This window comes from Streptomyces sp. NPDC051133 (genome assembly GCF_040682635.1).
GTDB lineage: Bacteria > Actinomycetota > Actinomycetes > Streptomycetales > Streptomycetaceae > Streptomyces.
This window is the reverse complement of the sequence record NZ_JBFBBK010000002.1, coordinates 287411-305683: the sequence shown is the minus strand read 5'-3', so window position 1 is coordinate 305683 and position 18273 is coordinate 287411. Positions and strand designations below refer to the sequence as shown.

The 18273-nt window shown below is 74.2% G+C and carries 14 protein-coding genes and 2 pseudogenes; 10 read left to right on the top strand and 6 right to left on the bottom strand.

Annotated features, from left to right (window positions below):
• Position 1: 1 nt before the first annotated feature.
• The 5 genes from AB0N17_RS03970 to AB0N17_RS03950 are packed head-to-tail and all read left to right on the top strand — an operon-like array spanning position 2 to position 8152.
• On the top strand, positions 2-4789 hold the full coding sequence (locus tag AB0N17_RS03970; protein ID WP_366009501.1) for a beta-ketoacyl synthase N-terminal-like domain-containing protein: 4788 nt from the start codon (positions 2-4) through the stop codon (positions 4787-4789).
• Positions 4786-5106 (top strand): acyl carrier protein, encoded by a 321-nt coding sequence (locus tag AB0N17_RS03965; RefSeq protein ID WP_366009500.1) that lies wholly within the window; start codon positions 4786-4788, stop codon positions 5104-5106. The genes AB0N17_RS03970 and AB0N17_RS03965 overlap by 4 nt, the downstream gene beginning before the upstream one ends.
• Before the next feature lie 3 nt (positions 5107-5109).
• Positions 5110-5910, top strand: coding sequence for an alpha/beta hydrolase (locus AB0N17_RS03960; RefSeq protein WP_366009499.1), 801 nt, complete (start codon positions 5110-5112; stop codon positions 5908-5910).
• Positions 5907-7088 carry a glycosyltransferase gene (locus AB0N17_RS03955; protein ID WP_366009498.1) on the top strand — a complete coding sequence of 394 codons (1182 nt, stop codon included), beginning with the start codon at positions 5907-5909 and terminating at the stop codon, positions 7086-7088. Before AB0N17_RS03960 ends, AB0N17_RS03955 begins: the two co-directional genes overlap by 4 nt.
• The gene (locus AB0N17_RS03950) at positions 7085-8152 is read left to right on the top strand and encodes a class I SAM-dependent methyltransferase (RefSeq protein ID WP_366009497.1); all 1068 of its coding nucleotides are present in this window, start codon (positions 7085-7087) and stop codon (positions 8150-8152) included. Before AB0N17_RS03955 ends, AB0N17_RS03950 begins: the two co-directional genes overlap by 4 nt.
• 12 nt (positions 8153-8164) lie before the next feature.
• Here AB0N17_RS03950 and AB0N17_RS03945 read toward each other — a convergent pair whose 3' ends face one another.
• A complete protein-coding gene (locus AB0N17_RS03945; RefSeq protein ID WP_366009496.1) occupies positions 8165-9229 on the bottom strand; it encodes a lysylphosphatidylglycerol synthase transmembrane domain-containing protein in 1065 nt (354 codons plus the stop codon).
• A 250-nt stretch (positions 9230-9479) separates the two neighbouring features.
• On the opposite strand from AB0N17_RS03945, the gene AB0N17_RS03940 reads away from it, so the two are divergent.
• Positions 9480-10124, top strand: coding sequence for a DedA family protein (locus tag AB0N17_RS03940; protein WP_366009495.1), 645 nt, complete (start codon positions 9480-9482; stop codon positions 10122-10124).
• A gap of 17 nt (positions 10125-10141) precedes the next feature.
• Here the strand turns inward: AB0N17_RS03940 and AB0N17_RS03935 are convergent, their stop codons facing one another.
• On the bottom strand, positions 10142-10669 hold the full coding sequence (locus tag AB0N17_RS03935) for a gamma carbonic anhydrase family protein (RefSeq protein ID WP_366009494.1): 528 nt from the start codon (positions 10667-10669) through the stop codon (positions 10142-10144).
• Between the two features lie 108 nt (positions 10670-10777).
• On the opposite strand from AB0N17_RS03935, the gene AB0N17_RS03930 reads away from it, so the two are divergent.
• Positions 10778-11542, top strand: coding sequence for an acyltransferase (locus AB0N17_RS03930; RefSeq protein WP_366009493.1), 765 nt, complete (start codon positions 10778-10780; stop codon positions 11540-11542).
• A gap of 1 nt (position 11543) precedes the next feature.
• On the opposite strand, the gene AB0N17_RS03925 is transcribed toward AB0N17_RS03930, so the two are convergent.
• On the bottom strand, positions 11544-12401 hold the full coding sequence (locus AB0N17_RS03925; protein WP_366009492.1) for a DMT family transporter: 858 nt from the start codon (positions 12399-12401) through the stop codon (positions 11544-11546).
• Between the two features lie 108 nt (positions 12402-12509).
• Between AB0N17_RS03925 and AB0N17_RS03920 the strand changes: the two genes are divergently transcribed.
• On the top strand, positions 12510-13082 hold the full coding sequence (locus AB0N17_RS03920) for an XRE family transcriptional regulator (RefSeq protein ID WP_366009491.1): 573 nt from the start codon (positions 12510-12512) through the stop codon (positions 13080-13082).
• A 43-nt stretch (positions 13083-13125) separates the two neighbouring features.
• A pseudogene (locus AB0N17_RS03915) lies at positions 13126-13591 on the top strand (YbaK/EbsC family protein); the annotation flags it as partial.
• 90 nt (positions 13592-13681) lie between these two features.
• On the opposite strand, the gene AB0N17_RS03910 reads toward AB0N17_RS03915, so the two are convergent.
• Positions 13682-14908, bottom strand: a complete 1227-nt coding sequence (locus AB0N17_RS03910; RefSeq protein WP_366009490.1) for a cation diffusion facilitator family transporter — start codon at positions 14906-14908, stop codon at positions 13682-13684.
• A 73-nt stretch (positions 14909-14981) separates the two neighbouring features.
• Between AB0N17_RS03910 and AB0N17_RS03905 the strand changes: the two genes are divergently transcribed.
• Positions 14982-15323, top strand: coding sequence for a metalloregulator ArsR/SmtB family transcription factor (locus AB0N17_RS03905; RefSeq protein WP_366009488.1), 342 nt, complete (start codon positions 14982-14984; stop codon positions 15321-15323).
• On the opposite strand, the pseudogene AB0N17_RS03900 reads toward AB0N17_RS03905, so the two are convergent.
• A pseudogene (locus AB0N17_RS03900) lies at positions 15324-16545 on the bottom strand (4-hydroxybenzoate 3-monooxygenase).
• Positions 16546-16613: 68 nt separating this feature from the next.
• Entirely contained in the window at positions 16614-18251 is a 1638-nt protein-coding gene (locus tag AB0N17_RS03895; RefSeq protein WP_366009487.1) for an APC family permease, read from the bottom strand.
• Between the last annotated feature and the right edge of the window lie 22 nt (positions 18252-18273).

Here is an 18273-nt window from a genome sequence, read left to right as displayed (position 1 = left end):
GATGACGGAGCGACAGATCCCCGTCGCCGTCGTCGGGATGGCCGTGCTGCTGCCCGGCGCCCCCGGTCTCGACGCCTACTGGCGCAACCTGCGCGACGGCGTCGACGCGATCGGTGACGTCCCGGCCGGCCGCTGGGACGCCGACTACTACCGACCCGGCTCGGCCGCCGGGCCGGCCGTCGCCGACCAGGTGTACTGCCGGCGTGGCGGATTCGTGGACGGCCTCGCCGAGGTGGAGGTCACCCGCTACGGCATCATGCCCTCCTCCGTCCCGGGCACCGAGCCCGACCAGCTGATCGCTCTCGACGTGGCCGCGGCCGCGCTCGCCGACGCCGGCGGCGAGGCACGGCTGCCCGCGCGGGAGCGGATCGGTGTCACCCTGGGCCGGGGCGGCTACCTCACCCCCGGCCTGGTCCGGCTCGACCAACGGGTCCGGACGGCGGGACAACTCGTGCGCACCTTGGGGGAGTTACTGCCCGAGCTGTCCACCGCCCAGCTGGACCGGGTGCGCACGGCGTTCACCGAGCGACTCGGCCCGGACCGACCCGAGTCCGCCATCGGACTCGTCCCCAACCTCGCCGCCTCCCGCATCGCCAACCGGCTCGACCTGCGCGGCCCCGCCTACACCGTGGACGCCGCCTGTGCCTCCTCCCTGGTCGCCGTGGACCAGGCGGTCACCGAACTCACCACCGGCCGCTGCGACCTCATGCTGGCCGGGGGAACGCACCACTGCCACGACATCACCCTGTGGAGCGTCTTCTCCCAACTCCGTGCCCTGTCCCCGAGCGAGCGCATCCGCCCCTTCCACCGCGACGCCGACGGCATCCTCATCGGCGAGGGCACCGGCGTCGTCGTACTGAAACGGCTCGCGGACGCCGCACGCGACGGGGACCGGATCTACGCGGTGATCCGCGGGACGGGCGTGGCCGGCGACGGCCGTACGGCGGGGCTCGTCACCCCCGACCCCGGCGGGCAGGCCCGCGCCGTGCGCCAGGCCTGGCGGGCCGCCGGCCTCGACCCCGCCGCCCCGCACTCCCTCGGCCTGCTGGAGGCCCACGGCACCGCCACCCCGGCCGGGGATGCCGCCGAACTCAGTACGCTGGCCGAGGTGTTCGGTCCGGGCGCGGACCACGGGGACCAGGAGCGCCCGGTCCTCGGCTCGGTGAAGTCGATGATCGGCCACACCATGCCGGCCGCCGGAGTGGCGGGCCTGGTCAAGGCCGCCCTCGCCCTCCACCACGGCACCCTCCTGCCCACGCTCCACTGCGACGACCCCCACCCCGCCCTCGCCGCCACCCGCTTTTGCACCCTGCAGCGCGCCCGGCCCTGGGAGACCGGCCCCCGGCAGCCGGTCCGCCGGGCCGCCGTGAACGCCTTCGGGTTCGGCGGGATCAACGCCCATGTGGTCCTGGAGGAGGCACCGGGGCCCCTCTCATCGCCCGCAGGACGCACGCGGGTGGCGGCGGGCACCCGCTCACCGGACCCGCGTCCTCCGCAGAGCGCGCTCCACGCCCGCATCGCCGAACCCGAGCGCGTCCTCCTGCTCGCGGCCGACCGCCCGGACGACCTCACCGCCCTCCTCGCCGCCGCCGACCCGGCCGTCCTCGCCGCCGGACTCGACCCCGGCCGGCCGCACCCCGGCGCCGGACCCGTCCGGCTCGGTGTCGTGGACCCGACGGCCAAGCGGCTCGCGCTGGCCCGGCGTGCGGTCGGCAAGAGCCGCGCCTGGCACGGCCGCAACGACGTGTGGTTCCGCACGGCGCCACTGCTCGGCGCGGCCGGCGGCGGCAGGCTGGCGTTCGTCTTCCCCGGCCTGGAAGGCGACTTCAGTCCGCGCACCGACGACATCGCCGCCCACTTCGGCCTGTCCCCGGTCGCCGGCACCGGCACGGCCGCCCCGGTCGGGGACGTCGGCCGGCACGGGTTCGGGGTCGTCGGCGTGGGACGGCTGCTGGACCAGGCGCTGCGCCGGATGGGCGTCGTACCGGACGCGGTCGCCGGGCACAGCGTCGGCGAGTGGACGGCCATGGTCGCCGCCGGGCTGTACGCGGCCGGCCAAGTGGACGCGTTCATGGCGGAGTTCGACCCGGACGCGGTGACCGTACCCGGGCTCGTCTTCGCCGCCGTCGGCACCTCCGCCGCCCGCGTCCGCACCGCGCTCGCGGCCGACCGGACCGGCTCCGGGATCGTGCTCTCGCACGACAACGCACCCCACCAGTCCATGGTCTGCGGACCCGGCACGGCGGTCGAGGAGTTCGTCCGGTCCTTCCGCGCCCAGGGCGTGCTCTGCCAGGTGCTGCCGTTCCGCTCCGGCTTCCACACCCCGATGCTCCGGCCCTACCTCGCCCCCATCCAGGAGGCCGCCGCCACCTTCCGGCTGCACCCGCCGACCGTGCCGGTCTGGTCCGGGACGACCGCCGCGCCCTTCCCGCAGGCCGAGGCCGCGGTGCGCGAGCTGTTCGTACGGCACCTGCTGGAACCCGTCCGCTTCCGCGAGCTGACCGAGGCGCTCTACGCCGCCGGGCACCGCGTCTTCGTCCAGACCGGCCCCGGCCGGCTCACCTCCCTGATCGACGACACCCTCGGCGACCGCGACCACCTGGCCGTCGCCGCCAACGCGCCCCGGCACGGCGGCATGGCCCAACTCCGCCGCACCGCGACGGCGTTGTGGGTGGCAGGGGCGGCCGTGGCACCGGCACTGCCCTCCGGACCGGCCGCGAAGGGGGCCGTGCGGCCGCCGGTCCGCCTCGACCTCGGCGGCGCCCTGGTCTCCCTGGACGGCCCGGACCTGGAGGCGCTGCGCGCCGAACTGCGCCCCCGGCAGCGGTCGGCGGCGCCCGCGGCGCCCGCGGTAGGCTCCGCCCCCCTCGACGACCTGGCCACGCGTTTCCCGGCCGCCGCCGAGCTGACCGCCCTCCTGCGGGACACCGCGGACACGGCGGCGCGGCTGATCGCGGCGAGCGACGGACGCCACCCCGCCTCGGCCGCCCCCGCCGTCATCTCGGCCACGCCCATCGTCTCCTCCGCCGCCTCCGTCGTCCCGTCAACGGCCCCAGCCGTCTCCTCCGCCACCCCCGTCGTCCCGTCAACCGCCCCAACCGTCTCCCCGGCCACCCCCGTCACCAGGACAACGGCCCTCACCAGCACGGAGACGGGCACGACGGCCGGGACCGCCCGCACGACCACCACCGCCCGCACGACCACGACCGTTCGCGTGTCCGCCGCGACCATGCCCCACCTCCTGGACCACTGCTTCTTCCCGCAGCGCTCCGGCTGGCCGGACCCGGAGGACCGTTGGCCGGTGGTCCCCGCCACCACGATCGTCCGGCACATGATGGACGCGGCCGAGGCGGCGGCCCCCGGACTGCGGGCGGTCGCCGTGCACGGAGCCAGGTTCGACCGCTGGCTCACCGCCGCGCCCCCGGTCGACGTACCGGTCACCGTCGCCCCGGCCCCCGGCCATCCCGACCGCGTCACCGTCACCTTCGGCCCCACGGCCCGCGCCGTCGTCGAACTGGCCCCGCACCACCCGGCCCCGCCCCCGCCCAGCGTCCTCCCGGGCCTCCCGCTCCCCGCCGAGCGGCCCCCCGAGCACACCGCGGCGCAGCTCTACCGCGACCGCTGGATGTTCCACGGACCGGCGTACCAGGGACTCACGGAGCTCACCGCGATCGGCGAGCGGCACATCCGCGGAGTGATCACCGCACCCTCCGCACCCGGGGCCCTGCTGGACAACGTGGGCCAGCTGCTCGGCTACTGGATCATGGCGACCCGCTCCGAGCGGACCGTCGTCTTCCCCGTGCAGATGCGGCACCTGCGTTTCCACGGACCGGATCCGGCCCCCGGCACCGAGGTCGGCTGCCTGGTGCGGATCACCTCGCTCACGGACACCGTCCTGGAGGCGGACGCGGAGCTCGCCGTCGGCGGCCGGGTGTGGGCCGTACTCGGAGGCTGGCAGGACCGCCGCTTCGACAACGACCCGACGACCCGTCCCGTCGAACGCTTTCCCGAGCGCCACACCCTCTCCCGGGCCATGCCCGGGGACTGGGCGCTGCTGCACGAGCGGTGGCCGGACCTCGCCTCCCGCGAGCTGATCATGCGCAACTCGCTGGGCGGCGCCGAGCGTGCCGCATACGCCGCACGCCCGCCACGCGGCCGACGGCAGTGGCTGCTGGGCCGGATCGCGGTCAAGGACGCGGTACGCCGGTGGCTGTGGCGGCACGGCGAAGGGCCCGTCTTCCCGGCGGAACTGCAGGTCCGCAACGACGAGTCGGGCCGCCCGTACGTCACCGGCGTGCACGGCCGGGCCCTGCCCCCGCTGGACGTCTCGCTCGCCCACCGGGCCGAGACGGCCGTGGCGATCGTACGGCCGCGCGGCCCGCGGCCCGGCCCCGGCATCGACATCGAGGAGGTCACCGACCGCGACCCGGCGACCCTCGCCACCGCGCTCGGCCCGGCCGAACTGCGGCTCCTGCACGCCCGGTCGGCGGACGGCACCGGCTCCGAGGCGGTGTGGTTCACCCGCTTCTGGGCCGCCAAGGAAGCCGTCGCCAAGGCGGAGGGCGCCGGATTCGGCGGCAGGCCCAGGGACTTCGCGGTGCTGGAGGCCGCCCCCGACGGCGCGCGGCTGCTGGTCTCCGGCCGCCTGGAACGCGCCTACACCGTGCACTGCGCGCCGGTGGCCAACCCGCCCGCGCTGCCGACGCGCGCCTACGTGGTGGCCTGGACGGCCGGGCCCGGCACCGACGACGGACCCCACGAACAACCAGCCGAGGAGTTGCCCCGATGAACCCCACCCAGCCGGCCCCGGCGCAGCCCACCACCGACACTGTGCTCACCGACGTCACCGGCATGCTCCGCACCGTGCTGGCCGAGTACGGCGACGACGACGTGCCGATCGGCATGGCCACCACCTTCAACCGCGACCTGGAACTGGAGAGCATCGACCTCGTCACCCTGGCCGGACTGCTGGAGGAGCGGTACGGGCAGCGGGTCAACCTCGCCGAGTTCCTCGCCGGCATGGAGTTCGACGAGATCATCGAGCTGACCGTCGGCCGGCTCGTGGAGCACGTGACGGAAAGCCTGAAGACCGCGCAGGCGGGCTGAGCGATGGCCATGGTCGACGCCGGCGGGATCCGGCTGCACGTCCAGCGCACCGGGCCCGCCGGCGACCGCACCCCGCACGCCACGGTCGTCCTGGTGCACGGGCTGCTCACCGACAGCCTGGCCAGCTACTACTTCACCGTCGCGCCCGCCTTCGCCGCGGCCGGACTCGACGTGGTCATGTACGACCTGCGCGGACACGGCCGCAGCGAACGCCCGCCGCGCGGCTACACCCTGGACCACAACATCGACGACCTCACGGCGCTCCTCGCCCGCCTGGACGTCACCGGCCCCGTCCACCTCGTCGGCAACTCCTACGGCGGCACCATCGCCTTCGGCCACGCGGCCCGCCACCCCGGCCGCACGGCCAGCCTGACGCTGATCGAGTCCGAGCCCGCCACCCCCGCCTGGGCGGCGAAACTGGGCCGCATCCTGCGCCGGGTGACGGCCGAACTCGCGCACAACGAACCCGACGCGATCCGCTGGATCACCGCGCACCGCGGCCACAACACCGCCCGCCTCGCCAAGGGAGCGGCCCGGCTCGCCCGCGAGACCAGCCTCGCCCGGGACATCCCGGCGAGCCGGGTGCTGACCGAGGACGAGATCAGGGCCGTACGCTGCCCGGTCCTCGGCGTGTACGGCGGCGACTCGGACCTCGCCGACCTGGTGCCGGCGCACCGGGCGCTGCTGCCGGACTTCCGCGCCGTCGTCCTGCCGGGGCACGAGCACTCGGTCCTGGTCGAGGCGCCCGGCGCCGTCGGCCGGCACATCCTGGACCTCGTCCGTGCGGGGGCGGCCGTCCGGTGAGCGCCTTCCTCTTCGTCGTCCCGCCGCTGACCGGACACATCAACCCCGCCGTCGGCATCGCCGGCCGGCTGGCCGCGCACGGGCACCGGGTGGCCTGGGCGTGCGCCGACCCGGCACTGGTACGGCGGCTCGCCGGCCCGGACACCGTGGTGTTCCGGTGCGCGGGACCCGTACCGGGCGCCGGCGACGCCGTACGGCCGCCGGAGTTGCGGGGCGTCGAGGCGCTGAAGTACCTCTGGGAGGGATATCTGCTCCCGCTCGCCGACGCGATGGCACCCGGCGTCCGCGCGGCCGTCGCGGGTTTCCGCCCCGATGTGGTCGTCGCCGACCAGCAGGCCTTCGCCGGCGCCCTGGTGGCCGAGCACCTCGGACTGCCCTGGGCCACCTCCGCCACCACCTCGGCGGAGTTCACCGGAGCCTACGACGGTCTGCCCAAGGTCGCCGACTGGCTGCACCGGCGGCTGGCCGGGCTGCGCACCCGCGTCGGCGACCCGTCCGGCACCGCCGACCCGCGCTTCTCACCGCACCTGCTGCTGATCTTCAGCACACCCGGACTGATCGGCCCCCAGGCACCGTCGGCCCCGCACATCCGCTACGTCGGCCCCTCGCTCACCGGCCGCCCGGCCGGGCCCGGCTTCCCCTGGGACCGGCTGGACCCGGGCCGGGCCAAGGTCCTGGTGACCCTCGGCACGGCGAACGCCGACGCCGGCGGCCGATTCCTCACCGCGTGCCTGACCGCGCTGCGCGCCCGCGCCGACCGGGTCCAGGCGGTGATCGCCGACCCGGCCGGCACCCTCCCGGCGACACCGGACGACAAGGACGCCCTGATCCTGCCGTCCGTGCCCCAACTCCCGCTCCTGGAAAGGATGGACGCCGTCGTCTGCCACGCCGGTCACAACACCGTGTGCGAGGCCCTGTGGCACGGCGTCCCGCTCGTCGTCGCCCCCATCAGGGACGACCAGCCGGTGGTCGCGGGGCAGGTCGTGGATTCCGGAGCGGGCCTGCGGGTCAGGTTCGGCAGGGTCACCGCCGACCGGCTCGGCGAGGCACTCGACACCGTCCTGCACGACCACGCCCACCGGGCCGCCGCCGCCCGGATCCGCGCCGCGTTCCGCGCGGCGGGCGGCGCCCGGGCCGCGGCGGCCCACCTCGAACGCATGGCAGGGGAGAGCCGATGAGCGACGCCCGAGAGAAGACAGCCCGCATCGCCGCCCTGCGCGCCGCCTACCGGGCCGACCTGGACGCCGGCACCGACCGGTTCCTCGCCCCCCGGAGCACCGCCTGCCCCTGGTGCTCCTCCACCCGGCTCACCCCGCGCCTGCGCACCACCGACCTCCTCCAGCACAAGCCCGGCCGCTTCACCCTCGACCACTGCGCCGACTGCGGCCACACCTTCCAGAACCCCCGGCTCACCGACGAAGGACTGGAGTTCTACTACCGGGACTTCTACGACGGTCTCGGCGAGCAACGGATGAGCGGCACCTTCGGCGGCCGCACCGCGATGTACCGGAGCCGGGCCGAGGCGATGCTGCCGCACGACCCCGCCCCGAAGACCTGGCTGGACGTCGGCACCGGCCACGGCCACTTCTGCGAGGCCGCTCGCGCCGTTCTGCCCGGCACCGCCTTCGACGGCCTCGACTTCACCGACGGCGTCGAACTCGCCGCCCGCGAGGGCCGCGTGGACCACGCCCACCGCGGCGCCTTCCCCGACCTCGCCCCGGAACTGAGGGCCCGCTACGACGTGGTCAGCATGTTCCACTACCTGGAGCACAGCACCGACCCCGACCGTGAACTGCGCGCCGCCCACGAGGCCGTACGCCCAGGCGGCCACCTGCTCATCGAGGTACCGGACCCGGAGAGCCGTTACGCCCGCCTCCTCGGCCGCTGGTGGCTGCCCTGGCTGCAGCCGCAGCACCTGCACCTCATGCCGGTCGCCAACCTGCGGAGGCGGCTCACCGAGCGGGGCTTCACCGTGGTCGCCGAGCAGCACGCCGAACCGCACGATCCGGTCGACCTGCTCGCCGCCGTCTGGCTGGCCCTGGACCACACCGCCCCGCGCGAGGACGCACCCTGGCTGTCCGAGCGCCCCGGCCCCCTCGCACGCGCCGCACGCACCGCACTCCTCCTCGCCGGAGTGCCCGCACTGCTCGCGGCGACGGCACTGGACCGATGGGCGGTACGGCCGGTGTCCCACCGCCTCGGCCTCGCCAACGCCTACCGCCTGGTGGCCCGCCGGGAATGACCGTCCGGCCCCTCACAGCACCTTCGCGCGGATCAGTGCCGACAGCACCAGCGCGCCCGGCAGCAACGGCACCCAGTCGGTCAGCACCCGGTAGCCGATCACCGTGGCGGTGGCCACCGCCGGGGAGGCGCCGAACGTGACCAGCGTCCACACCAGCGCGGCGTCCACCGCCAGCCCGCCCGGCGCCGGGACCGCCCCGACGGCCGTGCCCGCCGCGAGCTGGGCGAGCACCACCTGCTCCCACGGCACCCCCAGCCCGAGCGACGCCCCGACGCACACGAGCGTGCCCGCCTGCACCAGCGGCATCGCGAGCGCGCCGCCCCACAGGGCGCACACCCGGCGGGGCCGCGTGTGCACCTCCCGCACGTCGGCCAGGGCGGCGCGGACCAGCCCGGTCACCGGCCGCCTGAGCGGCCGTACGACCGTCAGCAGCACCCCCGCCACCGCGGCGGACCCGCAGGCGACGGCGCCGACCGACACCAGCAGCCTCCCGTCCGGGACCAGCTCGCCCAGCCGCCGCCAGGCCGGTGACACCGCGAGGAACACCAGCAGTACGAGCGTCTTCGCGCCGGACTTCGCCAGCGAGTACAGCCCGATCGACGCGGCGGCCCGGGCCGGCGGTACCCCCTGCGCCCGCAGGAAGCGCAGGGTCACGGCGTGCGCGCCGAGCCCACCGGGCAGCACGTGGTTGGCGGCGCCGGCGGCGAACTGCGAGGCCAGCAGCGACCCCGCCGGCAACCGGTCCGGCACGGCGCCCTGCCGGACACAGGAGGCCGCCACCCAGTTCAGACAGGTGAAGCCGATCCCGGCCGGCAACCACACCGGATCGGCCGCGGCCAGCCGTCGGACCCCCTCGTACACGACGGACCGGTGGGCCGTCGCCCAGCCGCCGGCGAGCAGCAGCGGAGCCAGGCAGAGGACCAGCCGTACGCTCCGGGCCCTTATGAGCGAGACCGGGCGGGCCGGGGCCTGGGGCCCGGGACACGAGGTGAGCGCCGGGGCCGGGGACAGCGACGGGGAGCGGGACGGCGACGGGGAGCGGGACGGCGACGGGGGCGGCGGGGCAGGTGGGGACACGGGGACGTCGTCCTTCCGCAGCGGGCCCCGCGGCGGGGACCTGGGGGAAGCGAGCGGGCGGAACCGCGGGGAGCCTTCCCCTCCCGTGTGACACCGGGATGTCCGAAAACCCAAGGGACGAGGGCGGGACGGTGCCGCCGGGCGGGTGCGCGCAGGCCGCCGTTCACCGCCGACCAGGTAGCCTTCCCTTGGGACGCGCTTTACATGCGACGACCCGCAGGGCAAGGACGGCGACAGGGGAGGACCGACGGTGCACGTCCAGGAATGGCTCGACACGGTGCCGGCGGCCGCTGTCTACGCCGTGGTGGCCCTGGTGATCGGTCTGGAGAGCCTGGGCATCCCGCTTCCCGGCGAGATCATCCTGGTCTCGGCGGCGCTGATGTCCTCCCAGCACTCGGGCATCAACCCGGTCGTCCTCGGCGCGTGCGCGACCGCCGGCGCCGTGATCGGCGACTCCATCGGCTACGCGATCGGCCGCAAGGGCGGACGCCCGCTGCTGGCGTGGCTCGGCAGGAAGTTCCCGAAGCACTTCAGCGCTGGGCATGTGGCCACCGCCGAGGGGTCCTTCGAGAAGTGGGGCATGTGGGCCGTCTTCTTCGGCCGTTTCGTCGCCCTCCTGCGCATCTTCGCCGGCCCCCTCGCGGGCGTCCTGCACATGCCGTACTGGAAGTTCCTGATCGCCAACGTCCTCGGCGGCATCTGCTGGGCGGGCGGTACGACGGCCGTCATCTACTACGTGGGCGTCGTCGCCGAGGGCTGGCTGAAGAAGTTCTCGTACCTGGGCCTGGTGGTGGCCGTGCTGATCGGCCTGGCCTCCCTGCTGATCATCAAGCGCAAGGCGAAGAAGGCCCAGCGGCAGGACCGCGAGGCTGAATTCGTGAGCGCCGGGGAGTAGAACGGGCGCCGAGGGGCCTACTCGTGCACCTCGCGATGGGCCTTGGCCAGGTCCGCGTACAGGGTGCCGTTGAGGGTCACCCCCTGCCTCTCCTCCTCACTCAGCTCCCGCCGCACCTTCGCCGGCACCCCCGCCACCAGCGACCCCGGCGGCACCACCATCCCCTGCGGTACCAGAGCCTGCGCGGCGACCAGCGACCCGGCCCCGATCACGGCCCCGTTCAGCACGGTGGCCCCCATCCCGATCAGGCAGTCGTCCTCCACGGTCGCCCCGTGCACGACGGCGTTGTGCCCGATGGACACCCGCTCGCCCACGCGCACGGGGAACCCGGGGTCCGCGTGCAGCGTCACGTTGTCCTGCACGTTCGCCTGAGCACCCACGGTGATCTTCTCGACGTCCCCGCGGACCACCGCGCCGTACCAGACGCTCGTCCCCGCCTCCAGCGTGACATCGCCGATCACGGAGGCCGTGGGCGCCACGAACGCCTCCGGATCGATCCGCGGCTCCCTGCCACCGATACCCACGATCAGCGCCTGCTGCGTCATCACCGTCTCCTCGCATCCGTACGTACCCGCACGGTACGACACGGCGTGGGGCAAAGATCACAGCAGCCCGCCCTCTCGCCGAAGGCAACCGCTGAGTAACGTGAGCCCGTGCCGAAGCGCAAGAACACGTTCTCATCCTGGCGTCGCAGCCTCGCCCAGCGTGCCGTCCACAAGGTCTGGGAGTGGGCCCGGCGCACCGGCTCCGTGACGGCCGAGCATCCGGCGGGGCTCCGCTTCGGGTCGATCGGCGAGGCCACCCGCCTCGCCTTCCCGCTCGGCACGGTCTTCGGCGAACCCTGGATCCACCTGGGCTCCTACTGCATCGTCGGCGAGCAGGTCACCCTCACCGCGGGCCTGATGCCCGACCTGGATCTCGGCCCGGACCCGATCCTGCGCATCGGCGACGGCGTGGTCCTCGGCCGGGGCAGCCATGTCATCGCCGACACGACGGTCACCATCGGCAGCGACTGCTACTTCGGGCCGTACGTCTACGTCACCTCCACCAACCACTCCTACGACGACCCGCACCAGCCCATCGGCAAGCAGTGGCCCCGGATGGAGCCGGTCGAGATCGGCCCGGGCTGCTGGATCGGCACCGGCGCGGTGATCCTGCCGGGCGCGCGGATCGGCCGGAACGTGGTCGTGGCGGCCGGCGCGGTGGTCCGCGGCACGGTGCCCGACCACGCCGTGGTGGCCGGGGCGCCGGCCCGGGTCGTCCGGCGCTGGACGCCCGACGACGGCTGGCAGCCGCCGCTGCGGACCCCGGCCCCGGTCCCGATCCCGGAGGGGATGACACCGGGGCAGCTGCGGGCGCTGGCCGACCTGGACGACGACGGGATCGCCCGGCTCGCGGAACTCGAGACCGAGGGCTGACTCAGCCGGTCGCCAGCAGCAGGGTGCCCACCAGGGCCAGTCCCGCCCCCGCCGCCTGGATCGCGCGCAGCCGCTCGCTGAGGAAGCCACGCGCGGCCAGCGCGGTCACCACCGGGTACAGCGAGGCGAGGACGGCGGCCACGGTGACCGGGCCGAGCCGGGCGGCGACCGCGTAGGTGCCGTTGGCCGCCACGTCGGCCAGCCCGACGAAGGCCAGCGCGGGCAGCGAGGCCCAGGGGAAGCCGCCCTCCGGCAGGGCGGTCCCGCCCCGCCGGAGGGCGGCGGCGAGCGCGGCCCCGCCCACCGCGACGTTGGTCAGCCGCTGCACGAACAGCGCGAGGAACAGGCCGGTGACATTGGTGGAGGCCTCGGTGATCAGCGCGAACACCGTGCCGAAGCCGAGCGCGGCGACCAGGGTGAGCAGGATCGTGCGGCGCTGCACGGCCGCGCCCCGCAGCTGCGGACCGCCCGCGAGCACGATGCCGCTGACGGCGACCGCGATGCCGGCGACCTGGAGCAGCCCCGGGCGTTCGCCGAGGACCAGACCGACGCCGACGGGCACGGCCACGCTGAGCGTGGCGAGCGGCGAGACGACCCCCATCGGGCCCAGCGCGAGCGCCTTGTAGAAGGAGAGCAGCGCCACCGGACCGACCAGGCCCGCGGCGAACGCGAACCACAGCCGCGGCCCGGCCTCGCTCCAGCCGCCCGTGCCGGCCACGATCGCGCCCAGTACGACCGCCGCGATGCCCTGCGAGACGACCACGACCGTCAGCGCGGGCGTCCGTCGCGTCAGCAGCCCGCCACCGAAGTCGGCCAGTCCCCACAGCAGACTGGTGGTGAGGGCGAAGAAGGCGGTCACGATGCCTCGCAGTACAGTTCGTTGGACAAGCGGGTGTATCTCACCGTAGTTCAGCTCATTGAACTACGTCATCCATAATATTGAATCATCCCGAATATTGGACGGCACGTGTCGGATCTCGAACTCCTGACCCAGTCCCTGGCGCGCAACGTCAGGCACTGGCGCTCCGTGCGGGGCTTCACCCTGGACGTGCTCGCCGCCCGGGCCGGTGTCAGCCGCGGGATGCTCATCCAGATCGAGCAGGCGCGTACCAACCCGAGCATCGGTACGGTCGTCAAGATCGGCGACGCTCTCGGGATCAGCGTCACCACCCTGCTGGACTACGAGCGCGGCCCGAAGGTGCGGATCGTCCCCGCCGAGCGGGCCGTACGGCTGTGGCACACCGAGGCGGGCAGCTACAACCGCCTGCTCGCCGGCACGGAGGCGCCCGGCCCGCTGGAGATCTGGGACTGGCGGCTGATGCCCGGCGAGAACAGCCCATCCGAGCCGCACCCCGCCGGCACCGTGGAACTGGTCCACGTCACCGCGGGCGAGCTGACCCTCACCGTGGACGGCGAGGAGTACCTCGTCCCGGCCGGCGCGAGCGCCTCCTTCGAGGCCCACCTCCCGCATGTCTACGGCAACCGGGGCGAGGTCCCGATGGAGATGATGATGGCCGTGTCGGTGCCGCCCGTGCAGTGAGCCGCGGGTACGGCGGCGGGGCGCCCCTTGTTGGCGTGCGGTCATGCACGCACCCATCGGAGACTTCGACACCGCGACGCCCGCGCCGGACTGCCTGCACGAACTGACCGCCCCGGTCGCCGATGCCGTACTACGGCCGCGACCTGCTGGAGAAGTCGGCGAACTGCGTGGTGGTCGCGGGCAGGCGGGGCGGGGAGACCACGCCGGCCGCCTGCGTGGTGCTCTCCACCACCCGGGTCGACGTCAACGGTGTGGTGCGCCGCCGGCTCGGCTCCCGGAAGGCGTCCTTCGCCTCGATGGAGACGGCGACCGGCGAGACCGGCATGGAGTACGGCGGCATCACCCCGCTCGGACTCCCCACGGGCTGGCCCGTGCTGGTGGACTCGGCCGTCGTCGACCTGCCGTACGTCCTGGTCGGCAGCGGCCGCCGCCGCGGCAAGCTGCTGGTACCGGGCAAGGCGCTCGCGCAACTGCCGGGCGCCGTGGTGCCGGAGGACCTCGGATCCGCCACGTGCACCGGGCGATTCCGGCACTTGCGCCGGCCGATTCCGGCACTTGCGCCGGCCGATTCCGGCACTTGCGCCGGCCGATTCCGCCCTCTACACCGGCAGATGATGGGCCAGCGCCAGGTGCGGGTCCGCCTCGCCCGGGGCCGGCGCCGGGTCGGCGTGGACGAGGGCCGCCGTCAGCCTCGGTACGGCGTGCAGCAGGGCGTGTTCGGCCTCGACGGCGATCGCGTGCGCCTGCCGCACCGTGGCCTCCCCGTCCACCACCACCGCCAGCTCGGCCCGCAGCCGGTGCCCGATCCAGCGCAGCCGCAGCTCACCCACCGCCCGCACCCCCGGCACCGCCCGCACCGCGCGCTCGGCCAGGTCCACCAGCGCCGGGTCGACGGCGTCGAGCATCCGCCGGAACACCTCGCGCGCCGCGTCGCGCAGCACCAGGACGATGGCGGCCGTGATCGCCAACCCGACGACCGGGTCGGCGAGTTGCCAGCCCAGGGCCGACCCGCCGGCGCCCACCAGCACGGCCAGCGAGGTGAACCCGTCGGTGCGGGCGTGCAGCCCGTCGGCGACCAGCGCCGCCGAGCCGATCTCCCGGCCGACCCGGATCCGGTACCGCGCCACCCACTCGTTCCCCGCGAACCCCACCAGCGCCGCCACCGCGACCACCGGGAGGTGGCCGACCGGGCGCGGGTCGAGCAGCCGCCCGACGGCGGCCCACGCGGCGAAGGCCGCCGACGCGGCGATGGTCAGCACGATCACCAGACCCGCGAGATCCTCGGCCCGGCCGTAGCCGTAGGTGAACCGGCGGTTCGCCGCCCGCCGCCCGAGCACGAAGGCGATGCCGAGCGGTACGGCGGTCAGCGCGTCGGCGGCGTTGTGCACCGTGTCCCCGAGCAGTGCCACCGACCCGGAGACGGCCACCACGCCGGCCTGCGTCAGCGCGGTCGCTCCGAGCGCGGCCAGCGACACCCACAGCGCCCGCATCCCGCGCGCCGACGACTCCAGTGCGGGGTCCAGCTTGTCGGCGGTCTCGTGGGAGTGCGGAGTGAGGAGATGGGCGAGGCGGTGGCGCGGGCCGGGGGAGGCGTGGGGGCGGCCGTCCCCACGCCCGTCCCCACGCCCGTCCCCGTCCCCGAGGCCGTGCCCGTGCCGGTGCCCGTGGCCGTGTCCGTGCCCGTGGCCATGGTCGTGGCTGTGGCCGTGGGACCCGTGGTGGTGCTCGTGCGGTCCGTGGTCATGGCCGTGCGGCTCCTGGCCGTCGGGCGCGTGGCCGTGGGGTGCGTGGCCGTGGGGTGCGTGGTCGTGGTGCGGGGTGCTCACGTCGGTCCCCTTCCGGTGTGCGGGAGTGGACGCGCGGCGCCCACGGAGCCATTATGTGCGTATGAGCGCACGCATGCACCTATCACCTGCGCATCATGCGCACCCGCGCAGCCCCGGCGAGCGCCAATTCGCGCTCGCCGCCGAACTGCTGTCCCTGCTCGGCGACCGCACCCGGCTCACCCTGCTACACGCCCTGACGGCGGGGGAGGCCGACGTCACGACGCTCACCGGGACGTGCGGCGCGGCCCGGCCCGCGGTGAGCCAGCATCTGGCCCGGCTGCGGCTCGCGGGCCTGGTGCGGACCCGCAAGGAAGGCCGCCGGGTGATCTACTCGCTTCCGCACGGGCATGTGCGCCGGCTGGTCGACGAGGCGCTGAAGACGGCCGACCACCGGCTCACCGACGACGACCGCTGATCAGAACGCCGCGGCCGTGCCCAGGTACTGCTCGGCGAAGGCCGCCGCGGCGGCGGGCGAGGTGAACAGCCGGCGCACCCGGGCCAGCGTGGTGCCCGCGTGGAACGGGTCGCCCGACGCGAGGCCGTGGTAGATGTCCGACAGCCACTGCGAGAACTCCTGGTAGTCCCACACCCGGCGCAGACACGCCTGCGAGTAGCCGTCCAGGCCTCTGCCGTCGCCCCGCGTGACGTACGCCGCGAGCGCGTCGCCGAGGAGGAAGGCGTCGTGCAGGGCGAGGTTCATGCCCTTCGCGGCGATGGGCGCGACCAGGTGACCGGCGTCCCCGGCCAGGAACAGCCGCCCGTGGGCCAGGGGTTCGACGACGTAGTGGTGCATGTCCAGGACGCGCTTCTCCAGCAGCCGTCCCTCGGTGAGCGGGGGCGCTCCGGCCGCGCCGAGCCGCTCGCGCAGCTCGGTCCAGACCCGGTCGTGCGGCCAGTTCTCCGGATCGTCGCCGGGCGGGCACTGGAGGTAGAACCGGGTCACCTCGGGGCCGCGGGGCATCTCCCCGGCGAAACCGCGCGGGTGGACGCCGAACATCGCAGTCCGTCGACGGCGGGACCTCCGCGAGCAGCGCCAGCCAGCCGATGCCGTCGTCCTGCCGGGCGATCCGCGCCCGCTCCGCGGGTATCGCGTCCCGCGTCACCCCGCGCGCGCCGTCGCAGCCCGCGACGAAGTCGCAGCGCAGCAGCCGCCGTTCGCCCGTCTCGGGGCACCGGTACGACACCGCCGGCCGGCCGGAGTCCAGGTCGTGCAGCGTGACGTCGCGCACGCCGAAGCGGATGTCCCCGCCGCGCACGTCGGCGTACTCCCGTACCAGGTCCGTCACCAGCAGCGGCTGCGGATAGACGTAGTGGTGGCTGCCGGTCAGGTCGGCGTAGGGGAAGCGGTGCCGCTCGCCGTCGAAGCGGAACTCGCAGGCGCTGTGCGACCCGGCGCGCTCCGGGAGCCGTTCGGACAGTCCGCGCCGGCCGAGTTCACGCACCGCCCATTCCTCGATGACACCGGCCCTCGGCCGGGTCTCGATGAACTGCCTGCTCTCGGTCTCCAGGACCACGCAGTCGACGGAGGCGGCGCGCAGGATGTTGCCGACGGTGAGCCCGGCGGGCCCGGCGCCCACGACGACGACCGTACGGCGTTCCTCGGGCGCGGAGCCGGGGTGGGGGGAAGGAAAGATCATCCCCGCATTATGACGGTGTCCCGTCAGCCGGGTTCGGCCGACGGGACACCGTCACGGGAGCGGGGTGGTCAGTGCGCCGGAGCGTCGGTGACCACGACCTCCTCGATGTCGCGCTCGATCTGCTCGGGCTTCGAGGCGACCGCCTTGGCCCAGTAGTAGATGCCGAGGGAGAACACCGCGACGACCAAGATGTCCCACCACAGGGGCAGGTCACCGGTACCGCCGAAGGTGCTCAGGTAGGACATCACGCCGATGCCCGCCAGGTACGGGAGCAGCCACTGGGCGGCCTTGAAGTCCAGGCGCGGCGCGTTGGGCAGGTTCTTGCGGATCGCGTACCAGGCGTAGGAGCCGAGGAGCACGTAGCCGATCAGGATCGCGAAGCCCAGGCGCCACAGGGTGTCCCAGCCGGACCAGAAGATGATCAGGTTGGCGACCACGAAGGACAGCGGGGAGATGACCTTGCCGAAGGGCAGCTTCCACGGACGCTCGTGGTCCGGCAGCCGGTCGGCGAAGACGCCGTAGGCCAGCGGGGCACCCGCGTACATCAGCACGCTCGCCGAGGTGATGAAGCTGACCAGCGTCTGCCAGCTCGGGAACGGCAGGAAGCAGACGATGCCGGTCACGAACGAGATCGCGAGACCGAACCACGGCACACCGCGCGCGTCCGTCTTGGCGAAGACCTTCGGCGCGTAGCCGTTCTTGGCCAGGCCGTAGGAGATGCGGGAGGTGGCGGTGGTGTAGATCAGGCCGGTGCCGCCGGGGGAGATGATCGCGTCGGCGTAGAGCACCCAGGCCAGCCAGCCCAGGCCGACCAGCGAGGCGAGACCCGCCCAGGGGCCGCTGATGCCGGCGTAGGCCAGGTTCGCCCAGCCCTTCGCGAAGGAGGCGTGCGGCAGGGCGCCGATGAACACGATCTGCAGCAGCAGGTAGATCACGGCGCCGATGGCGACGGAGCCGAGCGTGGCGCGCGGCAGGTCACGCTTCGGGTTGCGGCTCTCGCCGGCCAGCTGGATCGCCTGCTCGAAGCCGAGCAGCGCGAAGATGATGCCGCTGGAGCTGATCGCGGTGAGGACACCCTTGGCGCCGAACGGCGCGAAGCCCTCGGAGGTGAAGTTGCCCGGGTGGAAGTTGCCGATCGCGATGATGAAGATCGCCGCGAGCGGGACGGCGATCTTCCACCAGGTGGCGGCGCTGTTGGTGTGCGCGAGGATGCGGACACCGAGGAAGTTGACCGCGACGAACACGGCCATCAGGAGCACGGCGACGATGATGCCGCTGGTGGTGAGCGTGCCGTTGGTGTTCTGCAGGCCGTCGGCGAAGTGCCAGTGCTTGGCGTAGCCGATCATGGCCTCGACCTCGATCGGGGCCACCGTCGCCGCCTGCAGCCAGGAGAACCAGCCGAAGGACATGCCGGCCAGGCCGCCGAAGGCGTAGTGCGGGTAGCGCGCGGTACCGCCCGCCACCGGGAACATACCGCCGAGTTCGGCGTGCACCAGGGCGAGCAGCACGATGGCCACCGCACCGATCACCCACGAGATGATCGCTGCGGGGCCGGCCGCCACGACCGCCTTCTCGGCACCGAAGAGCCAGCCGGAGCCGATGATGGAGCCCACGGAGGCCCACATCAGACCGATCAGTCCGACGTCGCGGCGCAGACCCCCGGTGTCGCTTGTGGCTACCGGTGGAGCCTGGTCGACTTTCGCCATGTGAAGTGGCCTCTCAGATCTA